The organism is Streptomyces sp. ADI96-02, assembly GCF_003846185.1.
Lineage (GTDB): Bacteria > Actinomycetota > Actinomycetes > Streptomycetales > Streptomycetaceae > Streptomyces.
Window position 1 is genome coordinate 6,863,631 of sequence record NZ_ML123034.1, and the last position, 23,610, is coordinate 6,887,240.

The window sequence follows — 23,610 nt, forward strand, 5'->3', positions numbered from 1 at the left end:
GTAGCGGAAATGTGTTTATCGGCCATAATCGTGATGATTGACGGCACGAGTGAGTTATCAGAGTGAAATTCTCTTTCCTTCATGGCGGGTTCTGCGTCCGGTATGCAATAACCAGGGGAGGCGATATTCCCGCAGAGGAAAGAAGGGTCTATGAACAGTCTGTCTTCCAGGCGCCGGATGGCCGTGATGCTTGCCGGGTGCGCGCTCGTCGGCTCCGGGATCCTGACCGCCGCGCCTGCCGGTGCGGCGACACTCTCCCCCGCTCCGGCCGCTGTCCTGGCGGTCGGCCCGCAGTGGGGCACGGTGATCACCGAACAAGATGACCTCATCATCCGCGCGTGGCCGTCCACCCGCGCCGACGACATCGGCTCGTTGCCGTCGGGCGACCGGATCAGGCTGTCCTGCAAGACACCGGGCGGGACGTTCACGATCGACGGTGTGAGCGGCGGAAACCAGTTCTGGTACAAGCTCGCCGGCAGGGACGGCTACGTGACCGCCCACTACGTGAAAATCGACATCGACCGGCTGAGGGATCTGCCCGACTGCCCCCGGCAGTAGCTGGAGGGGACGGTGACAAAGGAAACGGGCTCACCGTCAGGTCCATGAAATCCGGGGTGCGGTCGACGGACGCCGACCGCACCCCGGTCCGTTTTTCGCGACAGGAAGAAATGGCCTCGCCCTGTCGACTCGAGGCCACATGATGCCCAGCATTGCCGGGGAGCCGATCTCCGGGCGGCCTCACCCGGGTGTCACTTCGCCGTCGGCGACCCGGACGCCGAGCCGGTCGGCCACAGCGGTGAGGGTCCTGCCCAAGGGGAGGGCGACACGGGTGGTGGCGAGCCGGTCGCCCCGGGTCGGGTCCTGGTTGACGATCACTACCGGGCGTCCTGCCCGGGCCGCCTGGCGGACGAACCGGAGACCGGACATCACCGTCAACGAGGAGCCCAGCACCAGCAGCGAAGCCGCCTCGGCGACCAGCTCCCGGCAGTGCTCGACCCGCTGCGGGGGCACGGATTCCCCGAAGAACACCACGTCCGGCTTCAGGATGCCGCCGCAGACCGCGCAGGAGACCACCTGGAAGTCGCCGACCTGTTCGTCGGTGAGGTCCGCGTCGCCGTCAGGATTGATCGCGGCTGCCACGGGCGCGAAGCCCACGTTGGCCCGCGCCAGCCGCCGGGCCAGATCGCGACGCGGGCTGAAGGCGCCGCAGGAGAGGCACACGACCTGCCCAAGGCTCCCGTGAAGCTCCACGACGTCCTCGCTCCCGGCGGCCTGGTGCAGACCGTCGACGTTCTGGGTGATCACACCCGAGACCAGGCCGTGCCGCGCGAACGCCGCCACGGCCCGGTGCCCGGCGTTGGGACGCGCGGAGCCGAAGGTACGCCAGCCGAGATGGCTGCGCGCCCAGTACCGGCGCCTGGCCCGGGCGCTGGTGGTGAACTCCTCGTAGGTCATCGGAGTGTGCCGGTTCAGACTCCCGCCCTCGCCCCGATAGTCGGGGATGCCCGACTCCGTGGAGATGCCCGCCCCGCTCAGCACCAGCACACCACCGCCGCGCAGGGCATCGACAACCGGCTGAGGGTCCGTGGTGCCGGGCGGGAGCGCTTCGGTAGGGGTCCAGCTCAGAGTGGGACGCATGCGCATGCCTCCAGAGTACGGAAGGAGGCCGCCGGCCCGTACGGAACGCCGAAGGGCTGTCCCCACGGAACACCGAAGGGCTGTCCGAGGCCTTCACGGCGATCAGCCGGCCGAGGCGGCGGCGGGAGCGCGTACGGTGAGAAGGAGGTCTTCGTAGGTGTGGTGGTGGCGTGCGGTGGCGCGGTGATGGAGCAGACGGGCGGCCCGGGCCGGCTCGCCGGCGTCCACGAGGGCGCGGGCGAGGGTGTCCTGGACGATCTCGCGTTCCACGCGCACGCCACCGATCCTCTCGGCTCTGTCGCCCAGGGCGGTCAGCAGGTCCGCCGCTGTACGGGGGCGGCCTGCGGTGATCTCCGCCAGTGCCTGGACCACCGGCGCGAGGACCTCGCGGTAGTCGGGGCGGTCGTCGTCGGCGGCTCGCCGGGCAAGGGCGTTCAGATCGTCGGTGGCGGCCTCCACGGCCAGCGCGAGGGCGAGGTTGAACGTGTGGAAGACCTCAGCCATCCCGCCCGGCGCGGCGAGCAGGTCCCGTACATGGGCCGGGTCGCTGCGGCCCGCGGGTGTCTGCCCGGCGAGCAGCAGACGCCAGTTCGTCGCGGCACGCATTCCGACATCCGTACGCGCCAGCGCCGCGTCCGCCCGGTGTCGGGCGTCGGGGAAGTCACCACAGGCGATGGACTGCAGAGCGGCGTGCCAGTTCAGATGGCGCGTATGCATCGCGTCCGGATCCACCGAGAGCCACTCGTCGAGGAATCCGATCGCGGCGGGGCCGGTCCCCAGCTCGTGTTCGGCATGTGCCAGGGCATGCGCTGCGACACCCGAGCGGGAGTGCACGGTCAGTGCCCGCTCGGCCAGATCGTGCGCCTCACGCACGCGGCCCTGCTCCGCACGGGTCGCGGCCAGCCAACTCGTCCACGCCCAGTCGTCCGGGCCGGCCAGCTCCCACTGCCGCTGCACCAGAGCGTCCCCGTGCGCGCGGTAGGAGTCGTCAGCGCAGGCGGAAAAGGCTCCCAGCATGAGCCCGGCCGGCCGGTCGGCGGGCCAGCGGGCGAAGTGGCCGACCAGGTGATCGGCCGTCAGCCGGTACTGCCGGTGGGTATGGAGGAAGATCCCGTACACGAGGCTCGTCTCCCGCTCACCGGCCAATCGCGCGTCCCGGTGCGCGATCACCAACTGCTCCCTGAGCTCCGCGTCGTCGAGCCGGTCGGCCGTCGCCAGGGTCAACAGCCCCCGAGCCACCCCGCAGGACGGAGCGTCCGCCACCCACTCTCTCAGCAGGGGCAGCGCGCGCCCGCTCAGGGACAGCAACTCGAACACCGCCCCCTCCCGCACCCGCGCGCCCGTCACCACGGTCTCCCGCTCCACCCGGTCGGATCCTCTCAGCTGCCTCTGTTCCGCCTCACACGCTGGAGGAGAAGACGGCGGTGCAGACGATGCCGCTGTTGCCGCAGTCGTTGCGCCCCAGGTGCAGCGGCAGACCGGTGTGGTTTGCGCTCACGGCCCCGCTTCCGGCCGCGGTGGCGCCGGCGGTCTGCGCACCGCCCTGGCTGGCGCAGGTGTTGCCGAACGCGGCGTTCCCGACACCGATGACGTTCGCGTGTGCGGCTCCGGCCGGCAGCAACGCCGCGCCGGCCACCGCACCCAGCGCCGCGACGCCCACGCGCCCGGCACTGTTGAGGCCCCAAGTCCCTGCACTCATGGTCTTCCTCCTTCGTCGGGCCCGGATGCCGGCGCCCGCCCGTGACCACCGCCCGGCGATCACGGGCGGCACAGGCCCAACGAGGTGGCCAGGCCCGCGACACGCGTGTCACACCGTCCAGGGGACATGGCCGCACCTGTTGACGGCCGGCCGATCGAAGGTTCCCGGCAGCGCGGACCGCTCCGGGAGCCGCGTCCGGCTCCTCGCCCAGGGCCCGCCGTCCGGATGTCCGTGCCCGCCGGCCGTCAGGCGCCGGCGGCCGGGCATCAGGCGGAGGCGTCCTCGGTGGAGCACGGGTCGCAGCAGGCGGGGGCACGTACGACGCATACGGTGACCGAGTCGGCGTTGTTCGTCGGGTCGGGGTCCTTCTCGACGCCTGCGGCGGTCGCGGTGTTGGTGATCCGACCGGTCACGGCGGCCTTGGCCCGCACGACGACGGTGGCGCCCGCCCCGTCGGCCAGGTCGCCGACGGTCCACCGCCCCGTCGTCGGATCGTGGGCCCCCTGGGACGGCTCGGAGGACAGGAAGCGCAGGCCGTCCGGGAGCCGGTCGACGACGGTGACGCCGGTGGCTCGGTTCGGCCCGGAATTGCGGACGGTGATCCGGTAGGTCACGGTCTGGCCGATCGTGACGGTGGTCGCGTCAGCCGCCTTCACCACGGCCAGATCGGCGGCCGGGTTGACCTCGGTGACCGTTTCGTTGGACGTGGCGGCCAGCGCCTCGGGGGTCGGTCCCAGCCGGTTCTCGTAGGCGGCGGTGGCGCTGTTGGCGATGCTCCGGCCTCCGGCCGCCCGATCGATGGTGACCCGGTACTCCACCGTGGTGCCGCCCGGCAAGTCCGCGGTGTTGGCCAGACTTCCGCCCCGGACGCTGGAAGCGCCGTCGCCCAGATGGAAGACGACTCTGTCGCCCCCGGCGTCGTAATACGCCTGGTCGTCGCCGCTCCGGTCCGTCTTCGGCCCGGCGTTGGGGCCGTCGACGACGCGCAGCGAACCGGGCAGGTAGGTCGTGCCCGGCGGGATCGCATCGGTCAGGGTCAGGGCTTCGGCCGCGCCCCCGCCCTCGTTGGCCGCCCTGATGCGGTAGGTGACGACGTCCCCCACCTCCAGAGGCCCCGTCGGGGCGGCGGTCTTGGTCAGCACCACGAGGGGGGCCGTACCGAAGAAGATGCCGTCCAGGAAGTTGCCCACCGCCTGGCTGCCGCCTGCGGCGGAGACGGAACGGAAGGCGAATCGAGTCGTGGTCTGACCTGCCGGCACGGTGTAGGTGCCCGTGTAGTAGCCCCAGACGGAGTTGCCGTCGGTGAAGCGCCGCTGTTCGGCCGTGGAACCCGGCGCGCCGATGTCCAGGGCCATGGTGTCCTGGCCGGCCCTCCCGCGGTGGTACAGCCGCCAGTACAGCTTGGAGCCGGGCGAGGTCAGCAGGTCCTGGTAGAGCGTGGCCACCTGGTTCGCGTTGAGCTCGGCGAACTGGGACCCGTGGGCGGCCGGCACCCCGTTGAACCCGGAACGCCACAGCTCGATCTGGTGGTCGGTCGCGGTGGTGCGCCAGCCCGGGACCCGCTTCGCGGCCCCCGTCTGCGACGCGTCCGGAAGGATCTCGTAGTTGGTGACCACCGGCTCTTCGAAGCTTCCATTCACCAGGGCGACCCGTAGCGGGGCAGGAGAGGGTGTAGTCACTGGCTTCCCCTATGTTCGGCGCGGCTCGATGGGGGTCCGGCCGACCGGACCGGGTCCGCGGCGGCGATGGATCCGCCGAAAGTCCAACGCGGATCAAGAAGTACCGACAGCGCCGGTGCGTCTGTCCCGGCCAATCCGGAGCAGCGGGTTTACGCGCAGCGACCGCCGAGCCCGACGGCCCCGGCCCGCCTGCCCCTTCACGCTCGGTTCACTTCTGACCCACGGGGCGCACTCCTTCCTGCCGGCGCCTTCGAGGACAGCCGAAAACACCGGGGCCGTACGTCGAATTCGCCCGTCACGAGGGTGATCGGCCAAGCGGCCGATTGACGCTTGCCGTCCCGGCGGGCGGCGGACAGCAGCCGGCCGAGGGCAGGTCACCGCCGGCCGCGAGGCGGTTGCCGCGCATGCGGGCGATATGAGGGGAGCGCGATCGCCGACCTGGACGGGCCGTTCCGCAGAACGCGGGAGGGAGAAAATCTCCACCCCTGTCTCCACCCGCGGGTCCAGGCGTGACGTGCCTGATCAGAGCAGGCTACGGGGCATGACAGCGACCCAATGGATCACCGATATCGCCCTCGTCCTGATCGTCTTCCGCCAACTCCGGGAAGGGCGCCTGGGGCCCAGGTCGTACCTGCTTCCCCTCGGGATCATCTCCTTCGTGGCCTACAGGTACCTCGACACCATCCCCACCGGCGGCAATGACCTGAAGCTGATCGGGGTGCTGGTGGGAGTGGGCGCCCTGCTCGGTGTCGCGGGCGGCGTGTTCACCCGGCTACGCGTCGTCGGCGACCACGTCCTCATCAAGGCCGGTCTGATATCGGCGGTCCTGTGGGTGATCGGCATGGGCGCCCGCATCGGCTTCCAGCAGTGGGTGGAGCACGGCGGCGCGGACGACGTGGCACGGTTCAGCGTGGATCACCACATCACCGGCGAGCAGGCATGGCTGGCGGCCCTGCTGCTGATGGCGCTGACCGAGGTGGTCTCGCGGCTGGCCACGATCTTCGTACGCAGCCGGATGCTGCCGCGCCCGGGCGGCTTCGGGGCGTCCGTCCGGCCGGGGGCTGCGACAACCCGGGTGAACTGACCGTGGGCTATGGTCGCGGCATGCCAGCAGTACAGCCCCGCCGCCCCGCCGCCCTGGTCGGGCCGGTCGGCGGGCGGCTGCCGGAACGGACGAACCGCAAGCAGTGGGTGCTGCCGGCCGCGGTCATCGTCGCCGGGATCGTCACGATCCGGCCCCTGGACGTCAGCGGCCAGGGGCTGGCCGTGGCCCTGCTCCTCCTGGTCAACTGCGCGGTGATGGCCGCACGGCTGCTGCCCGAGACCGGGCTTCCCCCACGGTTCACCGTCGCCTGGATGGTGTCCGGAATTCTCGCGGCAGCCGCCCTGATGGCGGTCAGCGACTCCGGTACGTCCTACCTCTTCGCGTTCTTCCTCGCCGCCTACATCGGATACCGGCTCGATACCGGACCGGCCCTGGCGCTCGCCGCGGCCTGCGGTCTCCTCTGCGGCGGAGCACTCTTCCTGGTCGGCGAGCGGGACACCCTGTCCCTGGCGACAGGTCTCGCCACCGGCGCTCCGGTGCTGGCCGGCATAGCCGGACGCAGCCGGAACGAGGCCACCCAGGCGGTGATCGCGGCGGCGGAAGCCTCCGAGCACGCCGCCCGTGCCGAAGCCCGGACAGCCGTGCTGACCGAGCGCGGCCGGATCGCCCGGGACATCCACGACGTCCTGGCGCACGCGCTGGCCGGTGTGAACATGCAACTGGAACTGGTCGACGCCCTGATCGAGACGGGAGACCTGGACAGGGTGCGCGAGGCCACGGACAAGGCGCACAGCCTGGTCAAGGACAGTCTGCGGCAGGCCCAGTGGACCGTCCACGCCCTGCGCGAGGACTCCCTGCCCCTGGTGGAGAGCCTGGCCGCGATGCTCGATTCATCCGGCCACCGCAACGCCCTCACCGTGACCGGAACGGTGCCCGAGCTACCTGCGCAGGTCACTCAGGGACTCCTGCGCATCGCCCAGGAAGCCCTGACCAACGCCGCCCGGCACGCCCCCGGCGGCGCGGTCGGGGCACACCTGACGTACTCCGGCGGATCGACCACACTGATGATCAGCAACCGCCCCGCCACCGAGCGGGTGACGGAAGGCTGGGGGAGCGGGATGGGACTCATCGGCATGAGGGAACGGGTCGCCCTGCTGGGCGGGGCGCTCACCGTCGGGCCGGTCACCACCGGGGCCGACCGGGGCGGCTGGCGCGTGGAGGCGGTGATCCCCGGATGAGCGGAGGCGATCCCCGGATCAGTGGAACAGACACCGGCTCCGTATCCATCAGGGTGATCGTGGCCGACGACCAGGCCGCGATCCGTGAACCGCTCGCCGCCGTTCTCGCCCTGGCTCCCGACATCGACGTCGTCGCGACCGCGGCGGACGGGGCCGAGGCGCTGGCCGCAGCGGCGTCCGTTCCCGTGGACGTGGTGCTCATGGACCTGAGGATGCCCGTGATGGACGGGACCGAGGCGACCCGACGACTGAGCGAGGACCATCCGCGAGTGGCGGTGGTGATCCTGACCACTTTCGCCGACGACGACTCGATCATGGCCGCGCTGAGCGCCGGGGCCCGTGGCTACCTGACGAAGAACGCGGGACGCGAGGACATCGCCCGGGCCGTCCGGGCCGCCGCCGCGGGGCAGTCCGTGCTCGACCGCGCAGTACAGGCCCGGCTCCTCGCCGCGGCCCGGACACCCCGTCCCGCTCCGGAACGGCCCCTCCCCGCGGACCTAACCCCTCGCGAACGCGAAGTGCTCACTCTCATCGGACAGGGCCTGCCGAACCGGGCCATCGCGGAGACGCTCTTCATCAGTGAGGCCACGGTCAAGACCCACATCAACAACCTGTTCGCCAAGGCGGACATCCGCAACCGTGTCGATGCCATCCGCCGTGCCGTCGCAGCCGGACTCGCCTGACCGGCGAAGACGGCGTCCGGCCGCCGGTGGCCACGCCGCCCGACCCTGCTGTCGGGGCCGCCGCGCCGCTCCCGTAGGTCACTCGTACGGCCGAACGGGCCGCTCTGCCCCCCCCGGGGCGTGTCGGATGCCGGAACTGCACCCCGGGTACCGCCGCCGTGTCGGTTCGGCCGCACGGCCGGTCACCCGACTCCCACAGCGGATGCCCCGGTGAGTTGAGGCCACTCGGTCGGGCCTCGCGCCGACGGTTCGCCGGTGCCCGGAGGCATGGGTAGCGCAGAAGCGATGTCGCTGATATGGCTGGAGGCGCCGGAGATGTCCTTCTGCTGCATTCACTCCCCATCCGTGCGTGAATGAGGTCACTCAATTTTGGAGCGGATTTCCGGAAGGTGAATTGCGGACGGTTTTCACGTCTGTGGAAGTCATCGACACGGGTCGCCTGATAATCCTCACAAACACTGGAGCACAGTCAGGAAGGAAAGCGCCATGACGCGTAAGAATCGCACCATCCGTACTCCCGACTCCCTCCTGGAGGAGAAGCTGATCGATCAGGACGACCTCACCGGCGTGCGCGAGGTCGCCGAGCACTATGCCGTGAGCATCACCCCGGCCATGCAGCAACGCATCGTCGACCTGGACGATCCGGTGGGGCGGCAGTTCATCCCGAGCGAAGCCGAGCTGATCACGACTCCGGAGGAACGCGCCGACCCCATCGGCGACGACCCCTACACTCCGGTGAAGGGAATCACCCACCGCTATCCCGACCGGCTGCTCATCAAGCCCATGCATCTGTGCCCCGTTTACTGCCGCTTCTGCTTCCGGCGTGAAGTCGTCGGCCCGGGCGAGGGAATGCTCTCCGCGGACGAGATGGAAGCGGCGCTGGACTACGTCCGTTCGCACACCGAGATCTGGGAGGTCATCTTCACCGGAGGCGACCCCCTGCTCATATCCCCGGCCAGGCTCCGCCCCATCCTCGCAGCGCTCGACGCGGTCGACCACGTCAGGACCATCCGCTTCCACACCCGGGTCCCCGTCGTCGACCCGGGGCGCATCACCGACGAACTCGTCGAGACCCTCACCATGGACACCCCCGTCTGGATCGTCGTCCACACCAACCACCAACAGGAGATCGGCGAGGACGCACGCGTCGCGCTCCGACGTCTCAGCGATGGCGGGATCCCGCTGCTGAGCCAGACCGTGCTCCTCAAAGGCGTGAACGACAACGCCGAGGCCCTGGAGGGCCTGTTCCGCACCCTGGTCGCCAACCGGGTCAAGCCCTACTACCTCCACCACGGCGACCTCGCCCAGGGAACCAGCCACTTCCGCACCAGCATCGAAACGGGCCAGGAACTGATGCGCTCCCTGCGCGGCGATGTATCCGGAACCTGCCAGCCGCTCTACGTCCTGGACATTCCCGGAGGCCACGGCAAGGTTCCCATCGGCCCCACCTACCTGCGGACCGATGGCGAAGCCCACCAGGTGTCCGACCCGTGGGGCGAACAGCACGCCTACCCGCCGCGAACGTCGGACGACACCTGACGACCCTCCCCGCCATCCGCCTGGGACGGCGAACACAGAACAGGAACGGCCGATGATCGTCTCGCAGCACAGCTCGCCCGACCCCGTCGAGATCTTCAAACTCTACGAATCGGTGGACTGGCAGATCGACACCCGGGACATGGACAAGCTGTGCCGGGCACTGGAGAACTCCCACATCGTCATCACCGCCCGGGACGAATCCGGAGCGCTTCTCGGCCTCGCCCGGACCGTCTCCGACGACGAAGTCGTCTGCTACGTCCAGGACGTCGCGGTGAAACCCGAGTTCCACCGACAGGGCGTGGGGTGTGCCCTGGTGCGATGGCTGGTCGAGCGCTACGCACACTGCCGCTACTTCCTGCTCACCACGGACCCGGACACCACACCGGAAGGGAGCAGGAACCACGCGTTCTACCGAAGGATGGGCCTCCATCCCCTGGCGGACGAAGGGCTGACGGGGTTCATCCTTCCGCGCGACCGCACCACGCGCTGACGCCGGGGCCCGTGCGCGGCTGCTTCAGCCGGTCCGCCAGTGGGGGCGCGGAGTGTGGCTCGCGCCGTGGTTGTGATGCCGTGCGCCCTCCTGCCGAGGGGTGCCGGGCGGATACGAAGGACATGCTGGCTCCCGTGTGCGGGCGTCGCACACCGTTCGCTGAGGGCCGTCCCGCGCGGCCCCAGGAACCACGGCCGATCATGTGGGGAGCTGGCCATGGGCGACAGCCGCCGTGCGGGGAAGATCGCCGGGGTTCTGGGCGCTCTGGCGGCAGCGGAGGCCGGTCGCGCCGTTCGTCGGCGGAGTGGCCCTGCCGGCCAGGACCCGCGAGGGGAGGCACGGGCGCGGGCGGGTGCCACGCGGCGTGCGCTCGAAGACCTGGGACCCCTCTACGTCAAGGTGGGGCAGATGCTCTCCACCCGACCGGACATGGTGTCGCAGGCGATGGTGGAGGAGTTCCAGAAACTCCACGACCGCGTGGAGCCACGCCCGTTCGCGCATTTCGAGCCGGTCCTGGCCGCCGAGCTGGGCCGGGACTGGGGCACACGCTTCCACCGCGTCGACACGGACCGGCCCATCGGCACGGCGTCCCTGGCCCAGGTGTACGGGGCCGTGCTCGCGGACGGCACTCCCGTCGCGGTGAAGATCCAGCGGCCGGGCGTACGCGCCGTGATGGAAGCCGACATGGCGCTGCTCAAGAAGCTCGCACGGTTCGCCGGCCGGCGTGCACCCCGTCTCAACGCGGTCATCGACTTCGAGGCGATGCTCGGCGTGCTGTTCGACGCGATGCGCCCCGAGCTGGACTTCGTCCTCGAAGCACGGAACATGCGAACAGCAGGCAAGGCCGCGGCCGGCTTCAAGCACGTCACCGTGCCCGACGTCCTCACCGCCACACCGCGGGTGCTGATCCAGACACTGGCCCCCGGTTGCTCCATCCGCGACGCGGACCCGGCCGCCTTCACCCTTCAACAGCGAACGGACATCGGCCGTGACCTGCTCGCGTTCATGTACCGGGGCTACTTCCTCGACGGGTGGTTCCACGCCGACCCCCATCCCGGCAACATCTTCGTCCACCCCGGAGAGCCGGCCCATGTCATCGACTGGGGCATGGTCGGCCGCATGGACCGCTCCCTGAGCACCCACATCCTGCGGGTCCTGCTCAGCGTCGCCCAGAACGACGGAACGGCCTTGGCCCAGGCATGGATCGAGCTGGGAGAAGCCACACCGTGGGCCGAGGTCAGCGCCTTCAGCGCCGACATGGTCGCTCTCGTACCGAAGGTCGCTGCCGCCTCGCTGGAGGACCTCGACTTCGGCCTCACTCTGACATCGGTCCTCGAACGCTCCACCAGACGCGGCATCAGGACCAGCCCGATGATCGCCGTGCTGGGGAAGTCCTTCGCGAACATCGAGGGAGCCATCCGGCATCTGAGCCCCGAACTCTCCCTCCTCGACGTCTTCGAGGCGGAACTGCTCCACATCGTCCAGGGCCACATCGGAAAGTTCGTATCCGGTCCCCAGGCCTTCCACACCCTCATCGAGGGCATCGAGAACGGCACGCGGACCTCACAGCACGTGCGGAGCATCATCCGCGACCTCGCCGAACACCGGCTGACTCTCAACGTCGCCCGTCCCCAGGGACCGCCGGCCGCATGGGCTCCCTTCGGGGGAGCGTCCCAGCGGCTGCGCGACGCGGCCCTGCTCACCATGGTCGTCCTGTGGTGGCGCCGCTCCCGCACGACTCGCTGACTTTCGACCGCTGACCGCCGACCCTCGCCCCGGCCGCCTCCGATACTGGGCCCTCGGCTACGTGGACGAGGACACACCCGGATACAGCCCCTTCTACGTGGCATACGCCCAGGCCATGAAAGAAGCGTGGGCCTCCGGCAGGTCATGGGCCGAACTCGGCAGGCGCAACCCGACCTTCCAACGGAGGTACGGACGGTCTGCGGTGCTGAGGGACGACGATCAGCAGCGCGGAGGATCGGTCGACTCCGCGACAGGGCAAGCCCGGCGCCTCCACTTTTAGTGATATTGGCAGATGGGCATCACTTCGTTGGACGGCTGACCCACCGGCCGGCGCAACGGACCGGCAGGACCGGCGCTTCCGCGGCACGGCGCACGTGCCCGTCAACCCCAGCGAAGAAAGACCGGAACCAGCCATGGGGCGCAGTTCCCCCAACACCCTCCTGGCCGCGCTGCTCGTGGAAGCGCGGTGGAACGCCGGCGAACTGGCACGGGCGGTCAACGCCCTCGGCCGCGCCCACATGTTGGACCTCCACTACGACCGCACCTCGGTCGCACACTGGCTGTCCGGATCACGTCCGCGCCCGCCCGTACCCGACTTGGTGGCTGACAGCCTCACCACCCGAACCGGCCGGATGGTCACGGCCCAGGACACGGGTCTGGCACGCCCGGCCTCCTCACAGCCCTCACCTTCACAGGTCTGGCCTGGCCAGGGGAACCCCGTAGAGCATCTGAACTCTCTCGTCCGCACGGACACGGACCCTGCGCGCAGGACGATCCTGCTCCAGTCCGTCCACGCCCAACCTGCCTATCCCCTGAACGCCCTCGACCGGCTCGCGTGGCCCAGCACGCCTGCCGAACCCGTTCCGCGCCGAGCGGGACGGACGCTGCGGGGCACCGCGGCGGATGTAGAACGCCTGCACCTCATGGCGGTGGTCTTCGCCGGCTTGAGCGAGCAGCACGGCGGAGCGCACGCCAGAACCGCGCTGGCCGCCTACCTCGCCGACGACGTCAGTCTTCTCCTCAACGCCGACGCTCCGGACACCCTGCACAACGAGATGCTCATCGCAGCCGCTCAGCTCACCCACATCCTTGCCACGATGACGGCCGACTCCGGCCATCTGGGTCTGGCCCAGCGCTACTACCGCACATCCTTGAGTCTGTCCCACGCCGGCGGCGGCCGATCCACCTACGCGATAACCCTGCGCAGCATGAGCGCCCAGGCGCTGCGCCTGGGCCACCACCGTCCCGCCCAACGCCTGGCGGACACCGCATTGGAGGCGGCGGGGCGGTCCGCCCCGCCGGCCGTTCTGGCCTATCTGCACGTCCAGCGGGCGCTGACCCACGCCCATAGCCGGCAACGGAAGGCCGCTGTCAGCGACCTCGCCACAGCCACCCGGCAGCACGAGCGGTCCTCCGGACCGCCCGGCCCCTTCAGCGCCTATCCACAGGCCGGACTCGAATACCAGAGCGCCCGGGCTTTCCTGGCTCTGGGGAACTCCGCACACGGTCTGACGGCGCTACGCGACTCAGCCGCCCACCGCGATCCCCGGCAGCGCCGTGCCGCCGCCCTCACCCATGCGGCCCTCGCCGAAGCTCTCCTGAGCCTGGGGCGCCTGGAGGAAGCGTGCGCTCACTGGCATGTCTTCCTCGACGACATCCCCCACCTGGAGTCCGCGCAGATCGACCGTGCGCTCGTCCGAATGCGCGCGAACCTCCAGCCGCACCGCCGCCAACGGCATGCCGCCGTCCTCTGGAAGCGGGCCCGGGTCGTCGCCGCACCGTTGAGGAGTACATAACAGAGACTGGTCCTCAACGGGGGAGAGGTGTGGCTGCGGCTGTGGCTGCCACTGTGCCGCTCGCCAGCCGATGAGGACGGACAACGCTTCGGGATCATCCATGCAGAACGAATATGCCAAAGGCACACGCCGACATGAATCTGTGCGTCGCCCGGAGGGCGAGTTCACCAGGGAAACCGTTCTGCTTGAGCCATTCGCTCGAGACCGGCGATTCCTGACGACCAATCAGTCCGTTCCGGGCCGCGCCCTCGTCTGCGTCCACGTCGCGAGGCGGCGGTCGACGCAGTCGGCGATGGCCGGGGCGACCGCCGTCATCTGAGAACGCCAGCCGGGAACGGCGTTGAGCTCGCAAATCGTGTGCGTGCCGTCGGCGGTGAACAGGAGGTCGACTCCGGCGATGGCGAGCCCCACGGCCTGTGCGGCGCGCACCGCCAGGTCCTCCGCCTCCGGATAGCGTCCGAGGCACAGCGTGGCAGCACCTCCCTGCGCGATGTTCGACGCGAGACCTCCGTTGCCGGAGGTGCGCACCGCGGCGGCCACGGGTTCGCCGTCCACCACGATCAGGCGCAGATCCCGACCGTGCGAGTGGGCCACGTACTCCTGGAAGAGGTGGGGCGTCCCCTGCGCCAAGGCGCCCGCGACGCTGCGCAGCAGGTGCGCGTCGGGGGCGAGGAACACCTGCTTGCCCTTGTGGCCGGTGACCGACTTGACCACACACGGTGTGCCCAGGCGGGAGGTGCGTACGACCCCTTCCAGAGGGGCGGTCGCGTACGAGAGCGTGTGGGGCACCGGCAGTCCGGCCAGAGCCAGTTCCTGCGCCTGCCAGATCTTGTTCCGGCAAACGAGCTGCGCGTTCAGCGGGTTGAGGAGCGTGGCCCCCATCCGCTCCAGATGCCGAAGAAGGGTCACCTCTCGGTCGTGACTCATCGAGCCGGGCATCTGACGCACGCACACGACCTTCGGCGGCGCAACATCCGCGCCGCCCAGAGTCCGGAGGAACAACTGCCCGTCACCGACGCCGAAGACGAATTCGTCGGTGTGCCAGACGGCGAACCCGGGTCCGTGACGCGTCGCGAGGACATCGGCCAGTTCGCGGGTCGCACCCTGCAACGGAACAGGGCGCTCACGCACGAGCAACCACACGTCGACGGACGGCTGTAAGCCCGTGTGCGCCATGCGTGTCCACTCCACTTCTTCCACTTCGCCACCAGGAGCGGTAGAAACCTATCCCGCCGGACGGGCGAGCGTCACGAGATCTCCTGGCGTCACCGCGTCCCTACGAGGTCCCGGCGGATCAGATAGCGCCGCCGATCAGATGTTGATGCTCCATCACCATCATGGACCGGTCCTTGAAATGACGATGTCTCAGGTAGGTGTGCAGCACCGATCATCCCGAGGAAGTCGCATACGCGGCCTGATCCGCCGGAACCTTCCACGACTCGGCAACGCACCTGCCCGTGGTCAGGGGATCCGATCGGGAGGCGACGCCCGTCTTCGTGACCGCGTCCACGGAGCACATCCACACCTGGGCCTACGGGGAGCGGCGGGGCACGCTGCTTCAGCGGTACCGGTACGGGACGGCGCCTGGACCAGGAATCTCTCGGCTCGGTTCCGGGCCGCTTGGGAGCGTCGGCTGCCGCGCCGTCGAGGAACGGTCAGCTTGTCGGAAACGGCTTGGCTCCATGAGATCCACACCCCGGGCACCAGGGCCGGCGGCGGAGATGAACACCCGCATGTGCAGACTCGCACTCGTCACGGGCGCCAGCTCAGGAATCGGCAGGGCATTCGCCGAGCGGCTGGCCGCCGACGGCTACGACCTCGTGATCGTCGGACGGCGTCGGGAACGGCTGGAGGAGTTCGTCGCCGCCCACCCGGAGGTCGCGGTCCGGGCCGTGGTGGCCGACCTGTCCACCGACGAAGGCATCGACTCCGTCTCGCAGATCTGCGCGAGCGCGTCGCTCACTACATGCCAATGGCGGAACTACCTGCGGACAAGGCCCGAGAGCTGGTCAACGTCAAGGTTCTGGCCCCCACCTTGACACCCGCGCCGCCGTCGTCGGCATGCGTGACCGAAGGCAGGGCGCCATCGTCAACATCGCCGGAATGATCGCCTTCAGCGGCCCCGCGCCTCACGAGCAGCTGCCCCGCCGGGCCGTCTACGCAGGCGCTCTCGCGCATCTGGTCGCCATGTCCCAGACCCTTTCCGCCGAACTCGAAGGCACCGGCGTAAAGGGGTCGAGGTCGTTTGCCCGGGCGTCGTCGCCACCGAATTTCACGAGCGACAGGGCCTGGACCTGAGCTCCGTGCCCCGGATGAGTGCCGACGACGTCGTCACCGCTGCCCTGCGCGGACTCGAACTGGGCGAGATCGTCTGCGCTCCCGGTGTCGAGGACGCAAGCCTCCTCGACACCGTCTTCCAGGCCGACCTCGCGGTCTTCGGCGCGCAGAGTCCCGAACTCGCCACCCGCTACCGGGCCGGCTGACCGGCGTCGGTCCTCTCTCATCCAAGGCGCCCACCGAACTGTCGCGGAGAATTCCGCCTCACCGAGCGGTAGGCGGAGCTCCTGCACACAACGATGGCCCCGGCTGGTTCGCGACGCGCTTCTCACCTCCCACTTGACCGTTATTACACTGCGGTCACGAACGAAGACCGCAAAGGCCCGCCCCGGGACGCGGGCAGTGGTAATCGACTTCGTCGAAGCGGCATTGCGTGTAGCGGCTGGGGCGCGCACGTCATCGTGACGAAGGGCTGGTCACCGGTATCCGCGAAAGCCGGACGAAGAAGTCCGCGCGCGGAAGGCTGGTCCGGCCCCGAGGCGGACGGCCTGCGGTGGAGCCCGTGATACGGAACGGCCGCCCTGGAACCGGCCGAGGCGGGCTCGTCGGCCCCGCGAGTGCCGGACCTCGCGCCGTGCATGTTTTCGGGGGCCTGCGGGCCCGCGCGACCCCGGGACGTCCAGGCCGGTCGGCCGCCATTCGTGTGGGTGACTCCCTACGACCTGCCGGTTCCACCGACCTCATGGTGGGAGAACTCGATCCCGGAGGTGGGCGCGTGCTGGAGAATCCCGCTGCGGCCCGCCGCACGACGCCGGGCGGGCGACGCCCAGTACCTCGCGACGAAGATTGTCCCGCCGTCACCTCGGCGTGCAGCCAGTTGCTCGCGTTGTTCCAGGCTCAATCCTGTCTGTCTGGAGTGGATGGAGCAAGGAAACGGGCCGCCGAATTCGTCGGCAGCCCGTAACGCAATGCCGAGGTTAAAGCGTCACTTGGCTGGTGACGATCTGGTTGAACCCAGGGACACTCTGGGAGAGCAAAAACGCTTTGATCGTTGCGGGCCCCGGCTTGAAAAATGGCGCTGACGGAGGGGAAAGCGGCAGAACCAGCGTCCTGAGGGATCCGTCGCAGGTTGCGGAAAGAGAGCTGGGGGGCGTGCCGATGGCCTGGCCCTGGATTACCTGGGCACTGATGAACGCGTCAGCCGGGGATCCAGTCGGACAGGAGTAGGACACGGTGACGTTAATCGTGTTGATGCTGCTGCCGACAATCTGGATGGTCCCGCTGGCAGGGTCGCCGACCACGGGAGACGAATCATCCAGCGTGGGCTGTCCCGCACCGTTCGCCGTAGCTGTCGCAGACCCTGACCCCGTGTTGACCGCGACAGCAGTGACGTTGCCGTCGCCACTGGAATGCCCCGAAGCAGCAGCGGTGCTCGCTGTGACGAACAAGCTGCCGCCGACAAGTGCCATCACGGCCAGTGATGCGGCGTGACGCATGTTTCACTCCTCTGCTGATGACGGATTCAGTGAAGGAATTCATACGGTAGGCGGCAGAGCCCGAGCCGTTACCTCGCCGATCCGCCTGTTGAAGATCACCTTAATGTCGCACCGTCCGACAGGAACACCATGTGAAAGGGCGTGGGAGCCCAGCCATTCCCGGGAGAGCCGCCGCATCGGCAGTCGTACCTCTGGATCGCCCAGCATCGCAGTGAACACCTCGCTGGGCGTGCCCGACGATCGCCCAGCGGAACGCCCTCGCTCACGTCGCCCGCCTCGCTCAAGGTGTCGCCCTCACGGCACCGCAGTAGGGTCTGCTCCAAGCGTGACCAAAGACTTGCGCTGCTCCGCGCTCAGCCGCGCCCGCCGGGTACGTCGATCGCGAGTCGGCCCAGCGTTGCGCCGGCTCTCAGCCGGCCCTCTCACCCCGCGTTCTCCAACGACGTCCGCTCTCGCCGGAGGGGCCAAGCCCGTCGGCATCGCACGGGGGTTGATCCTCACGGTGGGCCGTCGCCAGGGTCTCATGCCGTCTTTCGCATACGCCTGGTGAGGCGCTGCAATGGGTGGACGTTGACGCTGAAGTCCGAACGCATTTTCATCGACGTCCATTTCATCGAAGCCGGAGCGGTCGTGGAGTGGACGGGGTCGACGCAGCGTTCATTTCTTGGCGTAATCCTCAGGAATATCTCAAGCTGATTGCGTGGATCCCAGGCGTTCTACGAGGGCTCCTCTGCTCCGACACCACCACAGGCCGGACGGCGCACGCAGAGATTTTGTTGCCCGTGCTCACCGGTGTCATGTGACGCTTGGCGGCGGGCACGGCCTGGCCGATCTCTCGTTCGCTCATCCGAAGGACGCTCAAGACGAAGTGGACGAATACGGTGTCGATGATGAAGAGTGGGACGACTTGTCCTACCGGCTTCCTGACCGATCTCATTCCCCCCCCGCCAGAGCAGATCAAGCGGGCTCAGATCATCCGCGAGGCCGGAATGTTCACATCGGGCGACGAGTTGGCCGCCCCTGAAGAGCTTCACTGGCCGAAGACCGCATGACGGAGACCGTAGCTGTCCGGTTGGGCGATCCGCCCGAGGGGACCCCTTGTTTGTCAGGACGGCTGAGGATGGCTGCATGACTACTGGTTGCGGCTGGTAGAAGGTCTTGCTGCAGAGCTTCGCGAAGAGGACGTCGGCTCGTCGTCGAGCGACGCAGAGCAGGGGTTGGGTGTGGTGTTTTCCCTGGGCGATCCTCTTGTCGTCATAGGCCCGGGATTCAGGGTCGCCGCCAGGGCGGCGAACGGGGAAGGGAAGAAGGCTCGTTCCTGGGTTGGACCAGCGTAGGCAGCGAGGTGACAGGCGGTCGGGAAGGTGCCGCCGTCACCAACCTCGATCGGGACTCACGCTGAGAGCATCAGCAACTGCGCCCGGCCCCATGTATTCGGCTTCAACACGTCGCAACGCTGACGACTTCGAGCTGATGTGCCGAGAGTCGACAGACCGGCTGGCGCTTGGGCCCCCGCCACAGCTCGGCGCGGACGGCCTTCGGACGCCTACGCGGTATCGCCCTTTCGGACCAGCCACGTTGGCATTCTGCCACGGTCCGCACTCAGCGAGACGGGTAACGGACCCGCCGCCTCTCATCATGATCCCGACTGGGGCCAACAACGTTCGAGAGCGGCTGAGGCTGAACGCCTCCGCACCGTTGTCCGATCTGACAGATCGGACAACGATGACTGGTCTGCGCGTTTCCCGACCCAGGGTCCTTTGCCCGCAACAGGGCGGATCCGAGAGGGAACTGAGCCAAGGTCGGCGCCGCCCGAGGACAGGAGTCGCGGCTCCGCGCCGCTGAACATCAGGACACGGAATCCGTCAGACTTCTGCTCGAACTACACGGGCCTCGACCGGGCGGCGAGCGCCGTCACGGAGCGGCCTGGTCGTCGGCTGGATGGACGGTGAGAACTGAGAAGTGACCCATCCTCCACTCCTATGCCCGTCCGCCCCGCCCACACGTTCCGGTGCTGGTCAGGCGGTGCTCGTGGCGAGGTCCTCTCCGGTGCTTTCGCCGGCGAGACCGGTCCCCTTGACGCCCTCGCCCGGGATCATCATGGCGCCGAAGAGGCCGCCCATGAGTTCTTCCAGGTTCAGCTGGGTGGCTCCCGCCGGGGCCACCGGCTTGACCCCCGTGCTCATCTTCAGGCTGAGGCCGAACTTCTTGACCTTGGCGTTCTCAGTGAGCTTGGCGAGGTCGACGTACACCTCGGTAAGCGCGCCGTTCTTGAGCGTGAAGTCGGCCGTGGCCTTGGTGTCGGGGATCTCCTTGAGATCCTTTTCCGACGGCATTTCGACGCCTGCCGGGAGGTCCTTGGCGAGCGGACGGATCGCGGTGAAGAGTTCCCCCAGCAGGGTGCGGACGGGCGCGGTGGCGGTGATGTGCTCGGTGCCGTCGCCACCTCCGGCGGTGGTGAACTCGACCTTGCGGGCGACGGCCTCGCGGAGGGACTCCAGGAGCTTCTTCTGGGTCTTGGCGTCGAGGGAGGGTGCGGCCGACGGTTTCGCCCCGAGCTCTTGGCCGACCTTCCCCAACTCGTCGGTGCTGAACTTGATCCATGAGCCTTCGAGCACCTTCTTGAGGTCAGCGGCCTCCGGAGGCAGCTCGTCGGCGGACGGCAAGGGGGCGCCCATCGCGCGGGAGAGGGCCGCGACGTCGGACCGGATATAGGTGGTGCCGGCGACGGCGCGGTACTCGACGAGGTCGCCCGAGGGGGTACTGACCTTCATGGCGGTGCCGACGAAGTCCTTCTCCTCGGACTCGGCGATCGGCTTCGTGGACTCGACGGTGACTGTGATCTTCGCGCCGCTGATCAGCTTCGCGGCCTCGTCGGGGATCTCCTCGCCGGGCCCCGGGTCGGACGCGGCGTCGAGCCGCTTGAGCGTCTGGGCGTCGGTGTCCAGGTCCAGCTCGAAGGAGACGGACTTCTCCCTGCCGAGCTTCTCGAATGCCTGGTTGAGCTGCTGGCCGGCGGACACCTGTTCCGCCGTGCCGCAGGCGGCCGTACCCGCCAGGACGGCGCCGACGACTGCGGTGGCGGTGAGGGTCTTGCGTATGGCGGTAATGATGATCTCCTCGTAGACACGACCACTAATTGCACGTGTGATCGAAATGGGGGACTCGCGACCACCCCACATGGTTGCCCCGCTGTACGAGATCGGCGTGCTTTGACGCAGTGCTGCCCGGGGCGACGTCGGTGAATGAGCCCGGTATCGGGGTGTGTACCCCTGATGTTCCGGCTGAGCGAGGAGAGTGCGGCGTCGGCCTGTGCGGGCGCGTTTGAGTGGACGAGCCCCTTGCCGACGTGCTTCAGGGCGCAGGGCGAGACGAGTGCAAGGGCGTTGGGTCTGTTGACGGGCATGTACCGGGTTCTGGCCGAAAGTGGTGGCACTCTGCCGGACCGGGGCGGCGAGCCCAGGGAGGGTCAGCGGCGGCGTTTGACGATCACCGTGATGCCGAGGCCGAGGCTCACGGCGAAGACGGTGCCGAGTGCCGGCCACTGCCAGGGGAGGCCGGATGCCGCGTCCGCAGATGTCGTTCCCACCGCGGCTGTCTGGTCGGTGCTGGGGGCGGGGGTCTTCGCGGGGGCTGGGGCGGCCAGAGGGTCGACGTCAGGCGCCCCCGGGTCTCCCGCGCGTTCGAGCAGCGGCATGCGGGGGCGGATGTTCCCGTAGCCGATCCAGTCGTTGCGCTTGGCGCCGTCGCGGGGGGCGCCGGCGGTCTGGATGAGGACGCGGGCCACCTGGTTTGCGGTCCAGTCCGGGTGAGCCGACCACGCGAGCGCGGCGGAGGCGGAGGCCAGGCTGGTGGCGTACGAGGTGCCCCCGTCAGCCACGCACCAGCCCTTGTTCTCGTTGCAGCGGATCGGGGCCTTGCCGCCGAAAGCGGACAGATCCGTGTCGGGTCCGTGGGAGCTGAACGCCAGGGGGTCGGCCTTCTCGTCGACGGCTCCCACGCCGATGACTCCCGGCAGCATGGCGATCGTGTTGTTGAAGTTGTTGCCTGCCCCTTCGTTTCCCATGGCGGCGAAGATGAGCGCGCCCTTGCTCTGGGCGTACTGGACCGCCGGCCTGATCTTGTCCATCGACCAGTCCGGAGTCACGCCGATGGACAGGTTGATGACCTTGGCTCCGTTGTCGGCGGCGTACCGGAGCCCCTTGGCCGCCTCGGCGCCTACAGCGAAAGCCATGGGCGTGCCGACGCTGGTGCGGATGGGCAGCACCTTGGCGCCGGGAGCGAGGCCCTTGGGGCCGCCTGCCGAGCCGTCGCCGACGATCGCCGCGGTCATGGTGGTCCCGTGCCCGACGAAGTCGTCGTGCGGCGGGTACTGCTGATCCGGGCGTTCGAACGGCGGTTCCATGAATGACACGCCTGGAAGGACGGACTCGCTCCTCAAGCCTGCGACCTCTTTGACGCCGCTGTCGATGACGGCAACTGTGATGCCGGTGCCGTCTGCGACCTTCCATATCTCCCGGGCTTTCATGATCTTGAGGTAGTCCGGGGGGTCGGTATCGGCGGCCGCCGGTATCACCGTGCCTGCGCTGACCGCCAGCGCCGCAATGGTGACGCCCGCCGCCCTCCGCCACGACCCATGTCGACGTACGGTGTCCTGCATTTTCGCCCCTCCGTGTCCCATGCGCTGAAGTCTCGCGCGGACCCACCTCATCACACGGGACGCCGACCGCTTGTGAGCGGTCGTGCGGTTCAGGGCCGGCCGCGGGAACCTCGTGCGACTCCGAGGCCGTACAAGCTGCTCAGGGCGCCCGACAGCCCCGCCGATAGGTGCCTGCAGCGCGTCCAACTCCGCGTCGACGTAACCGAACTCGCGGGCCATGTGCACCAGAGCCTCCCGCAGCAGGCTCTGGCGTTCTGCACGGCTCATGGCCGGCGCGGCGGTGATGGTGGCGGCCATCCGCGGCCTGGGGCCGCCGTCGTTGGTGCCGAGCGGCGCCAGGTCGACGAGCGTGTCCAGGGCCGGCAGGACGCCGTTCTCGGCGGCCTGCGTGCACGTCATCCGCAGTGCGGTCGTGGGCGGGGCCGCCCACGACAGTCCAGCTGGGTCGCCGGCGGCGTCCTGCAGCAACTCGGCAGCCGCTCGTGATCGATACAGCGGTCCCATGTGCGGATGTCCGATACGCGACGAGGCCGGGCGAGAACCCTGGCGAGAAGAAGGCTCCCCACAGCGGGGCACCCGTCATGCCGTCGGGTCGTCCTGCCCGGCCCCCGCCCGTACCGCGCGGCGTCGAGACCGGTCCTGCCCGGTGCCGGGCCCCTGCGCACCTGGGAGACGCGGCGGAACCATCTCCCGGTCGCCGACGACTTCTTAGGCAGGCGGTCGAGATCGCGTCCGCCTAATGATCACCGACTCATCGAGGAGGCACCGGTGCGCAGAAGGCAGTTGCTCCAGGCGTCAGCAGCGGGAACGGCGGCCGCGACCGTGGGGGCCGCAGCATCACCGGCCTCGGCGCGCGGCCGTTCGAAGGGAAACCGGCCGACACGCGTCCAGATCCTCCTGTACGACGGTGCCGAGGAGCAGGACTTCATCGGCCCGCGCGACGTGTTCGGCCATGCCGTCCATGCCGGCGGCTCGGTGGAGACGACTCTGGTCCGGCACGGCGGACCGGGCGAAGTGAAGGCCCTGTTCGGCACGAGGATCGTGGTGGAGCGGGAGTGGGATCCCACCGACGCGGACATCCTCGTGATCCCGGGCGGGGGCTGGGGGAACCTCGATGGGCCAGGTGTGCACGCCGTGCGCAAGAACCCGGCGATGCTGCGGAATCTGCGGAGGGCGCGGCAGTCGGGCGTGGTCCTGGCCGGGATCTGCACCGGTGTGATGGCCCTGTCGGCGGCGGGGCTCATCAAGGGGCGGCCGTGCACGACGCATCACCTCGCTATCGACGCCCTGAAGGAGGAGGGCGGTGAGGTGGTGCGTGGCCGGGTGGTTGACGACGGGAACCTCGTCACGGCCGGGGGTGTCACCAGCGGCCTGGACCTGGCTCTGTGGCTCGTCACCCGCGAGCTCGGCTCCCCGGTGACTGCCAGGATCGAGAAGGTCATGGAGTACGAGCAGCGTGGCGCGGTCTGGCGCAGGGACTGAGGTCCGCCCCGGCCCTGGTCCGCCCCGGCCCTGGCGAGAGGGGGCGGCGGGCGGGTGGCGACCGGTGGGCGAGGGAGCTTGACGGGCGAGGAGCAGGCCCGCGTTCTCCTGCCGTCGCTCCAGCGGGCGGCGGGCGGCGGGC

19 protein-coding genes and 1 pseudogene are annotated in these 23,610 nt (G+C 69.2%); 11 read left to right on the forward strand and 9 right to left on the reverse strand.

The features are described 5' to 3' along the window. The first annotated feature begins 150 nt into the window (after positions 1–150). Complete coding sequence (locus tag EES43_RS29940) at positions 151–558, forward strand: SH3 domain-containing protein (RefSeq protein ID WP_124271681.1); 408 nt, start codon at positions 151–153, stop codon at positions 556–558. Positions 559–738: 180 nt separating this feature from the next. Here EES43_RS29940 and EES43_RS29945 read toward each other — a convergent pair whose 3' ends face one another. The 4 genes from EES43_RS29945 to EES43_RS29960 form a co-directional block, all read right to left on the reverse strand. After that, positions 739–1,644: an NAD-dependent protein deacetylase gene (locus EES43_RS29945; RefSeq protein WP_124271682.1), complete on the reverse strand. Its 906-nt coding sequence runs from the start codon at positions 1,642–1,644 to the stop codon at positions 739–741. Between the two features lie 96 nt (positions 1,645–1,740). Beyond that, positions 1,741–3,003 carry a tetratricopeptide repeat protein gene (locus EES43_RS29950; protein ID WP_124271683.1) on the reverse strand — a complete coding sequence of 421 codons (1,263 nt, stop codon included), beginning with the start codon at positions 3,001–3,003 and terminating at the stop codon, positions 1,741–1,743. 34 nt (positions 3,004–3,037) lie between these two features. Next, a complete protein-coding gene (locus EES43_RS29955; RefSeq protein WP_124271684.1) occupies positions 3,038–3,337 on the reverse strand; it encodes a hypothetical protein in 300 nt (99 codons plus the stop codon). A 266-nt stretch (positions 3,338–3,603) separates the two neighbouring features. Next, positions 3,604–5,016, reverse strand: coding sequence for a DUF7507 domain-containing protein (locus EES43_RS29960; RefSeq protein ID WP_124271685.1), 1,413 nt, complete (start codon positions 5,014–5,016; stop codon positions 3,604–3,606). Positions 5,017–5,557: 541 nt separating this feature from the next. Here EES43_RS29960 and EES43_RS29965 point away from each other — a divergent pair. The 7 genes from EES43_RS29965 (at position 5,558) to EES43_RS29995 (ending at position 13,553) form a co-directional block, all read left to right on the forward strand. Beyond that, a complete protein-coding gene (locus EES43_RS29965; RefSeq protein WP_124271686.1) occupies positions 5,558–6,100 on the forward strand; it encodes a hypothetical protein in 543 nt (180 codons plus the stop codon). Positions 6,101–6,120: 20 nt separating this feature from the next. Beyond that, positions 6,121–7,299 carry a sensor histidine kinase gene (locus tag EES43_RS29970; protein WP_124271687.1) on the forward strand — a complete coding sequence of 393 codons (1,179 nt, stop codon included), beginning with the start codon at positions 6,121–6,123 and terminating at the stop codon, positions 7,297–7,299. Then, a complete protein-coding gene (locus EES43_RS29975) occupies positions 7,296–7,982 on the forward strand; it encodes a response regulator (protein WP_124271688.1) in 687 nt (228 codons plus the stop codon). The genes EES43_RS29970 and EES43_RS29975 overlap by 4 nt, the downstream gene beginning before the upstream one ends. Positions 7,983–8,468: 486 nt before the next feature. Next, on the forward strand, positions 8,469–9,521 hold the full coding sequence (locus tag EES43_RS29980) for a lysine-2,3-aminomutase-like protein (protein WP_124271689.1): 1,053 nt from the start codon (positions 8,469–8,471) through the stop codon (positions 9,519–9,521). 52 nt (positions 9,522–9,573) lie between these two features. Continuing rightward, entirely contained in the window at positions 9,574–10,011 is a 438-nt protein-coding gene (locus tag EES43_RS29985; RefSeq protein WP_164493318.1) for a GNAT family N-acetyltransferase, read from the forward strand. A gap of 408 nt (positions 10,012–10,419) precedes the next feature. Continuing rightward, positions 10,420–11,757 (forward strand): ABC1 kinase family protein, encoded by a 1,338-nt coding sequence (locus tag EES43_RS29990; protein WP_124271691.1) that lies wholly within the window; start codon positions 10,420–10,422, stop codon positions 11,755–11,757. Positions 11,758–12,170: 413 nt separating this feature from the next. Further along, on the forward strand, positions 12,171–13,553 hold the full coding sequence (locus EES43_RS29995; protein ID WP_124271692.1) for a hypothetical protein: 1,383 nt from the start codon (positions 12,171–12,173) through the stop codon (positions 13,551–13,553). 225 nt (positions 13,554–13,778) lie between these two features. Here EES43_RS29995 and EES43_RS30000 read toward each other — a convergent pair whose 3' ends face one another. Continuing rightward, entirely contained in the window at positions 13,779–14,729 is a 951-nt protein-coding gene (locus EES43_RS30000) for an ATP-grasp domain-containing protein (RefSeq protein ID WP_124271693.1), read from the reverse strand. A 557-nt stretch (positions 14,730–15,286) separates the two neighbouring features. On the opposite strand from EES43_RS30000, the gene EES43_RS31640 reads away from it, so the two are divergent. Together EES43_RS31640 and EES43_RS31645 are read left to right on the forward strand one after the other, a co-directional pair. Beyond that, complete coding sequence (locus EES43_RS31640; protein ID WP_241192588.1) at positions 15,287–15,592, forward strand: SDR family NAD(P)-dependent oxidoreductase; 306 nt, start codon at positions 15,287–15,289, stop codon at positions 15,590–15,592. A 273-nt stretch (positions 15,593–15,865) separates the two neighbouring features. After that, positions 15,866–16,036: a hypothetical protein gene (locus tag EES43_RS31645; RefSeq protein WP_241192589.1), complete on the forward strand. Its 171-nt coding sequence runs from the start codon at positions 15,866–15,868 to the stop codon at positions 16,034–16,036. 771 nt (positions 16,037–16,807) lie between these two features. On the opposite strand, the gene EES43_RS30010 is transcribed toward EES43_RS31645, so the two are convergent. The 4 genes and pseudogenes from EES43_RS30010 to EES43_RS30025 all read right to left on the reverse strand — a co-directional run bounded on the left by EES43_RS30010 (position 16,808) and on the right by EES43_RS30025 (position 22,283). After that, positions 16,808–17,326: a hypothetical protein gene (locus tag EES43_RS30010; RefSeq protein ID WP_124271694.1), complete on the reverse strand. Its 519-nt coding sequence runs from the start codon at positions 17,324–17,326 to the stop codon at positions 16,808–16,810. Positions 17,327–18,465: 1,139 nt separating this feature from the next. Next, positions 18,466–18,707: pseudogene (locus EES43_RS31650) on the reverse strand (IS110 family transposase); the annotation flags it as partial. A gap of 637 nt (positions 18,708–19,344) precedes the next feature. Continuing rightward, a complete protein-coding gene (locus EES43_RS30020) occupies positions 19,345–20,508 on the reverse strand; it encodes a hypothetical protein (protein WP_124271695.1) in 1,164 nt (387 codons plus the stop codon). 287 nt (positions 20,509–20,795) lie between these two features. Next, positions 20,796–22,283 carry a S8 family serine peptidase gene (locus EES43_RS30025; protein ID WP_164493319.1) on the reverse strand — a complete coding sequence of 496 codons (1,488 nt, stop codon included), beginning with the start codon at positions 22,281–22,283 and terminating at the stop codon, positions 20,796–20,798. A gap of 471 nt (positions 22,284–22,754) precedes the next feature. On the opposite strand from EES43_RS30025, the gene EES43_RS30030 reads away from it, so the two are divergent. Continuing rightward, a complete protein-coding gene (locus EES43_RS30030) occupies positions 22,755–23,468 on the forward strand; it encodes a DJ-1/PfpI family protein (RefSeq protein WP_241192590.1) in 714 nt (237 codons plus the stop codon). Positions 23,469–23,610 lie beyond the last annotated feature (142 nt).

Bases quoted from the DNA above. Each gene is read 5' to 3' on its own strand.
- EES43_RS29980 (WP_124271689.1), top strand. From the start codon at position 8,469: ATGACGCGTAAGAATCGCACCATCCGTACTCCCGACTCCCTCCTGGAG.
- EES43_RS29965 (WP_124271686.1), top strand. From the start codon at position 5,558: ATGACAGCGACCCAATGGATCACCGATATCGCCCTCGTCCTGATCGTC.
- EES43_RS29985 (WP_164493318.1), top strand. From the start codon at position 9,574: ATGATCGTCTCGCAGCACAGCTCGCCCGACCCCGTCGAGATCTTCAAA.
- EES43_RS30010 (WP_124271694.1), bottom strand. From the start codon at position 17,326: ATGCGTCACGCCGCATCACTGGCCGTGATGGCACTTGTCGGCGGCAGC.
- EES43_RS29995 (WP_124271692.1), top strand. From the start codon at position 12,171: ATGGGGCGCAGTTCCCCCAACACCCTCCTGGCCGCGCTGCTCGTGGAA.
- EES43_RS29940 (WP_124271681.1), top strand. From the start codon at position 151: ATGAACAGTCTGTCTTCCAGGCGCCGGATGGCCGTGATGCTTGCCGGG.
- EES43_RS29970 (WP_124271687.1), top strand. From the start codon at position 6,121: ATGCCAGCAGTACAGCCCCGCCGCCCCGCCGCCCTGGTCGGGCCGGTC.
- EES43_RS30025 (WP_164493319.1), bottom strand. From the start codon at position 22,283: ATGGCCGCCACCATCACCGCCGCGCCGGCCATGAGCCGTGCAGAACGC.
- EES43_RS29975 (WP_124271688.1), top strand. From the start codon at position 7,296: ATGAGCGGAGGCGATCCCCGGATCAGTGGAACAGACACCGGCTCCGTA.
- EES43_RS29990 (WP_124271691.1), top strand. From the start codon at position 10,420: ATGCTCTCCACCCGACCGGACATGGTGTCGCAGGCGATGGTGGAGGAG.
- EES43_RS29955 (WP_124271684.1), bottom strand. From the start codon at position 3,337: ATGAGTGCAGGGACTTGGGGCCTCAACAGTGCCGGGCGCGTGGGCGTC.
- EES43_RS30020 (WP_124271695.1), bottom strand. From the start codon at position 20,508: ATGTGGGGTGGTCGCGAGTCCCCCATTTCGATCACACGTGCAATTAGT.
- EES43_RS31645 (WP_241192589.1), top strand. From the start codon at position 15,866: ATGAGTGCCGACGACGTCGTCACCGCTGCCCTGCGCGGACTCGAACTG.
- EES43_RS30000 (WP_124271693.1), bottom strand. From the start codon at position 14,729: ATGGCGCACACGGGCTTACAGCCGTCCGTCGACGTGTGGTTGCTCGTG.
- EES43_RS31640 (WP_241192588.1), top strand. From the start codon at position 15,287: ATGTGCAGACTCGCACTCGTCACGGGCGCCAGCTCAGGAATCGGCAGG.
- EES43_RS29945 (WP_124271682.1), bottom strand. From the start codon at position 1,644: ATGCGCATGCGTCCCACTCTGAGCTGGACCCCTACCGAAGCGCTCCCG.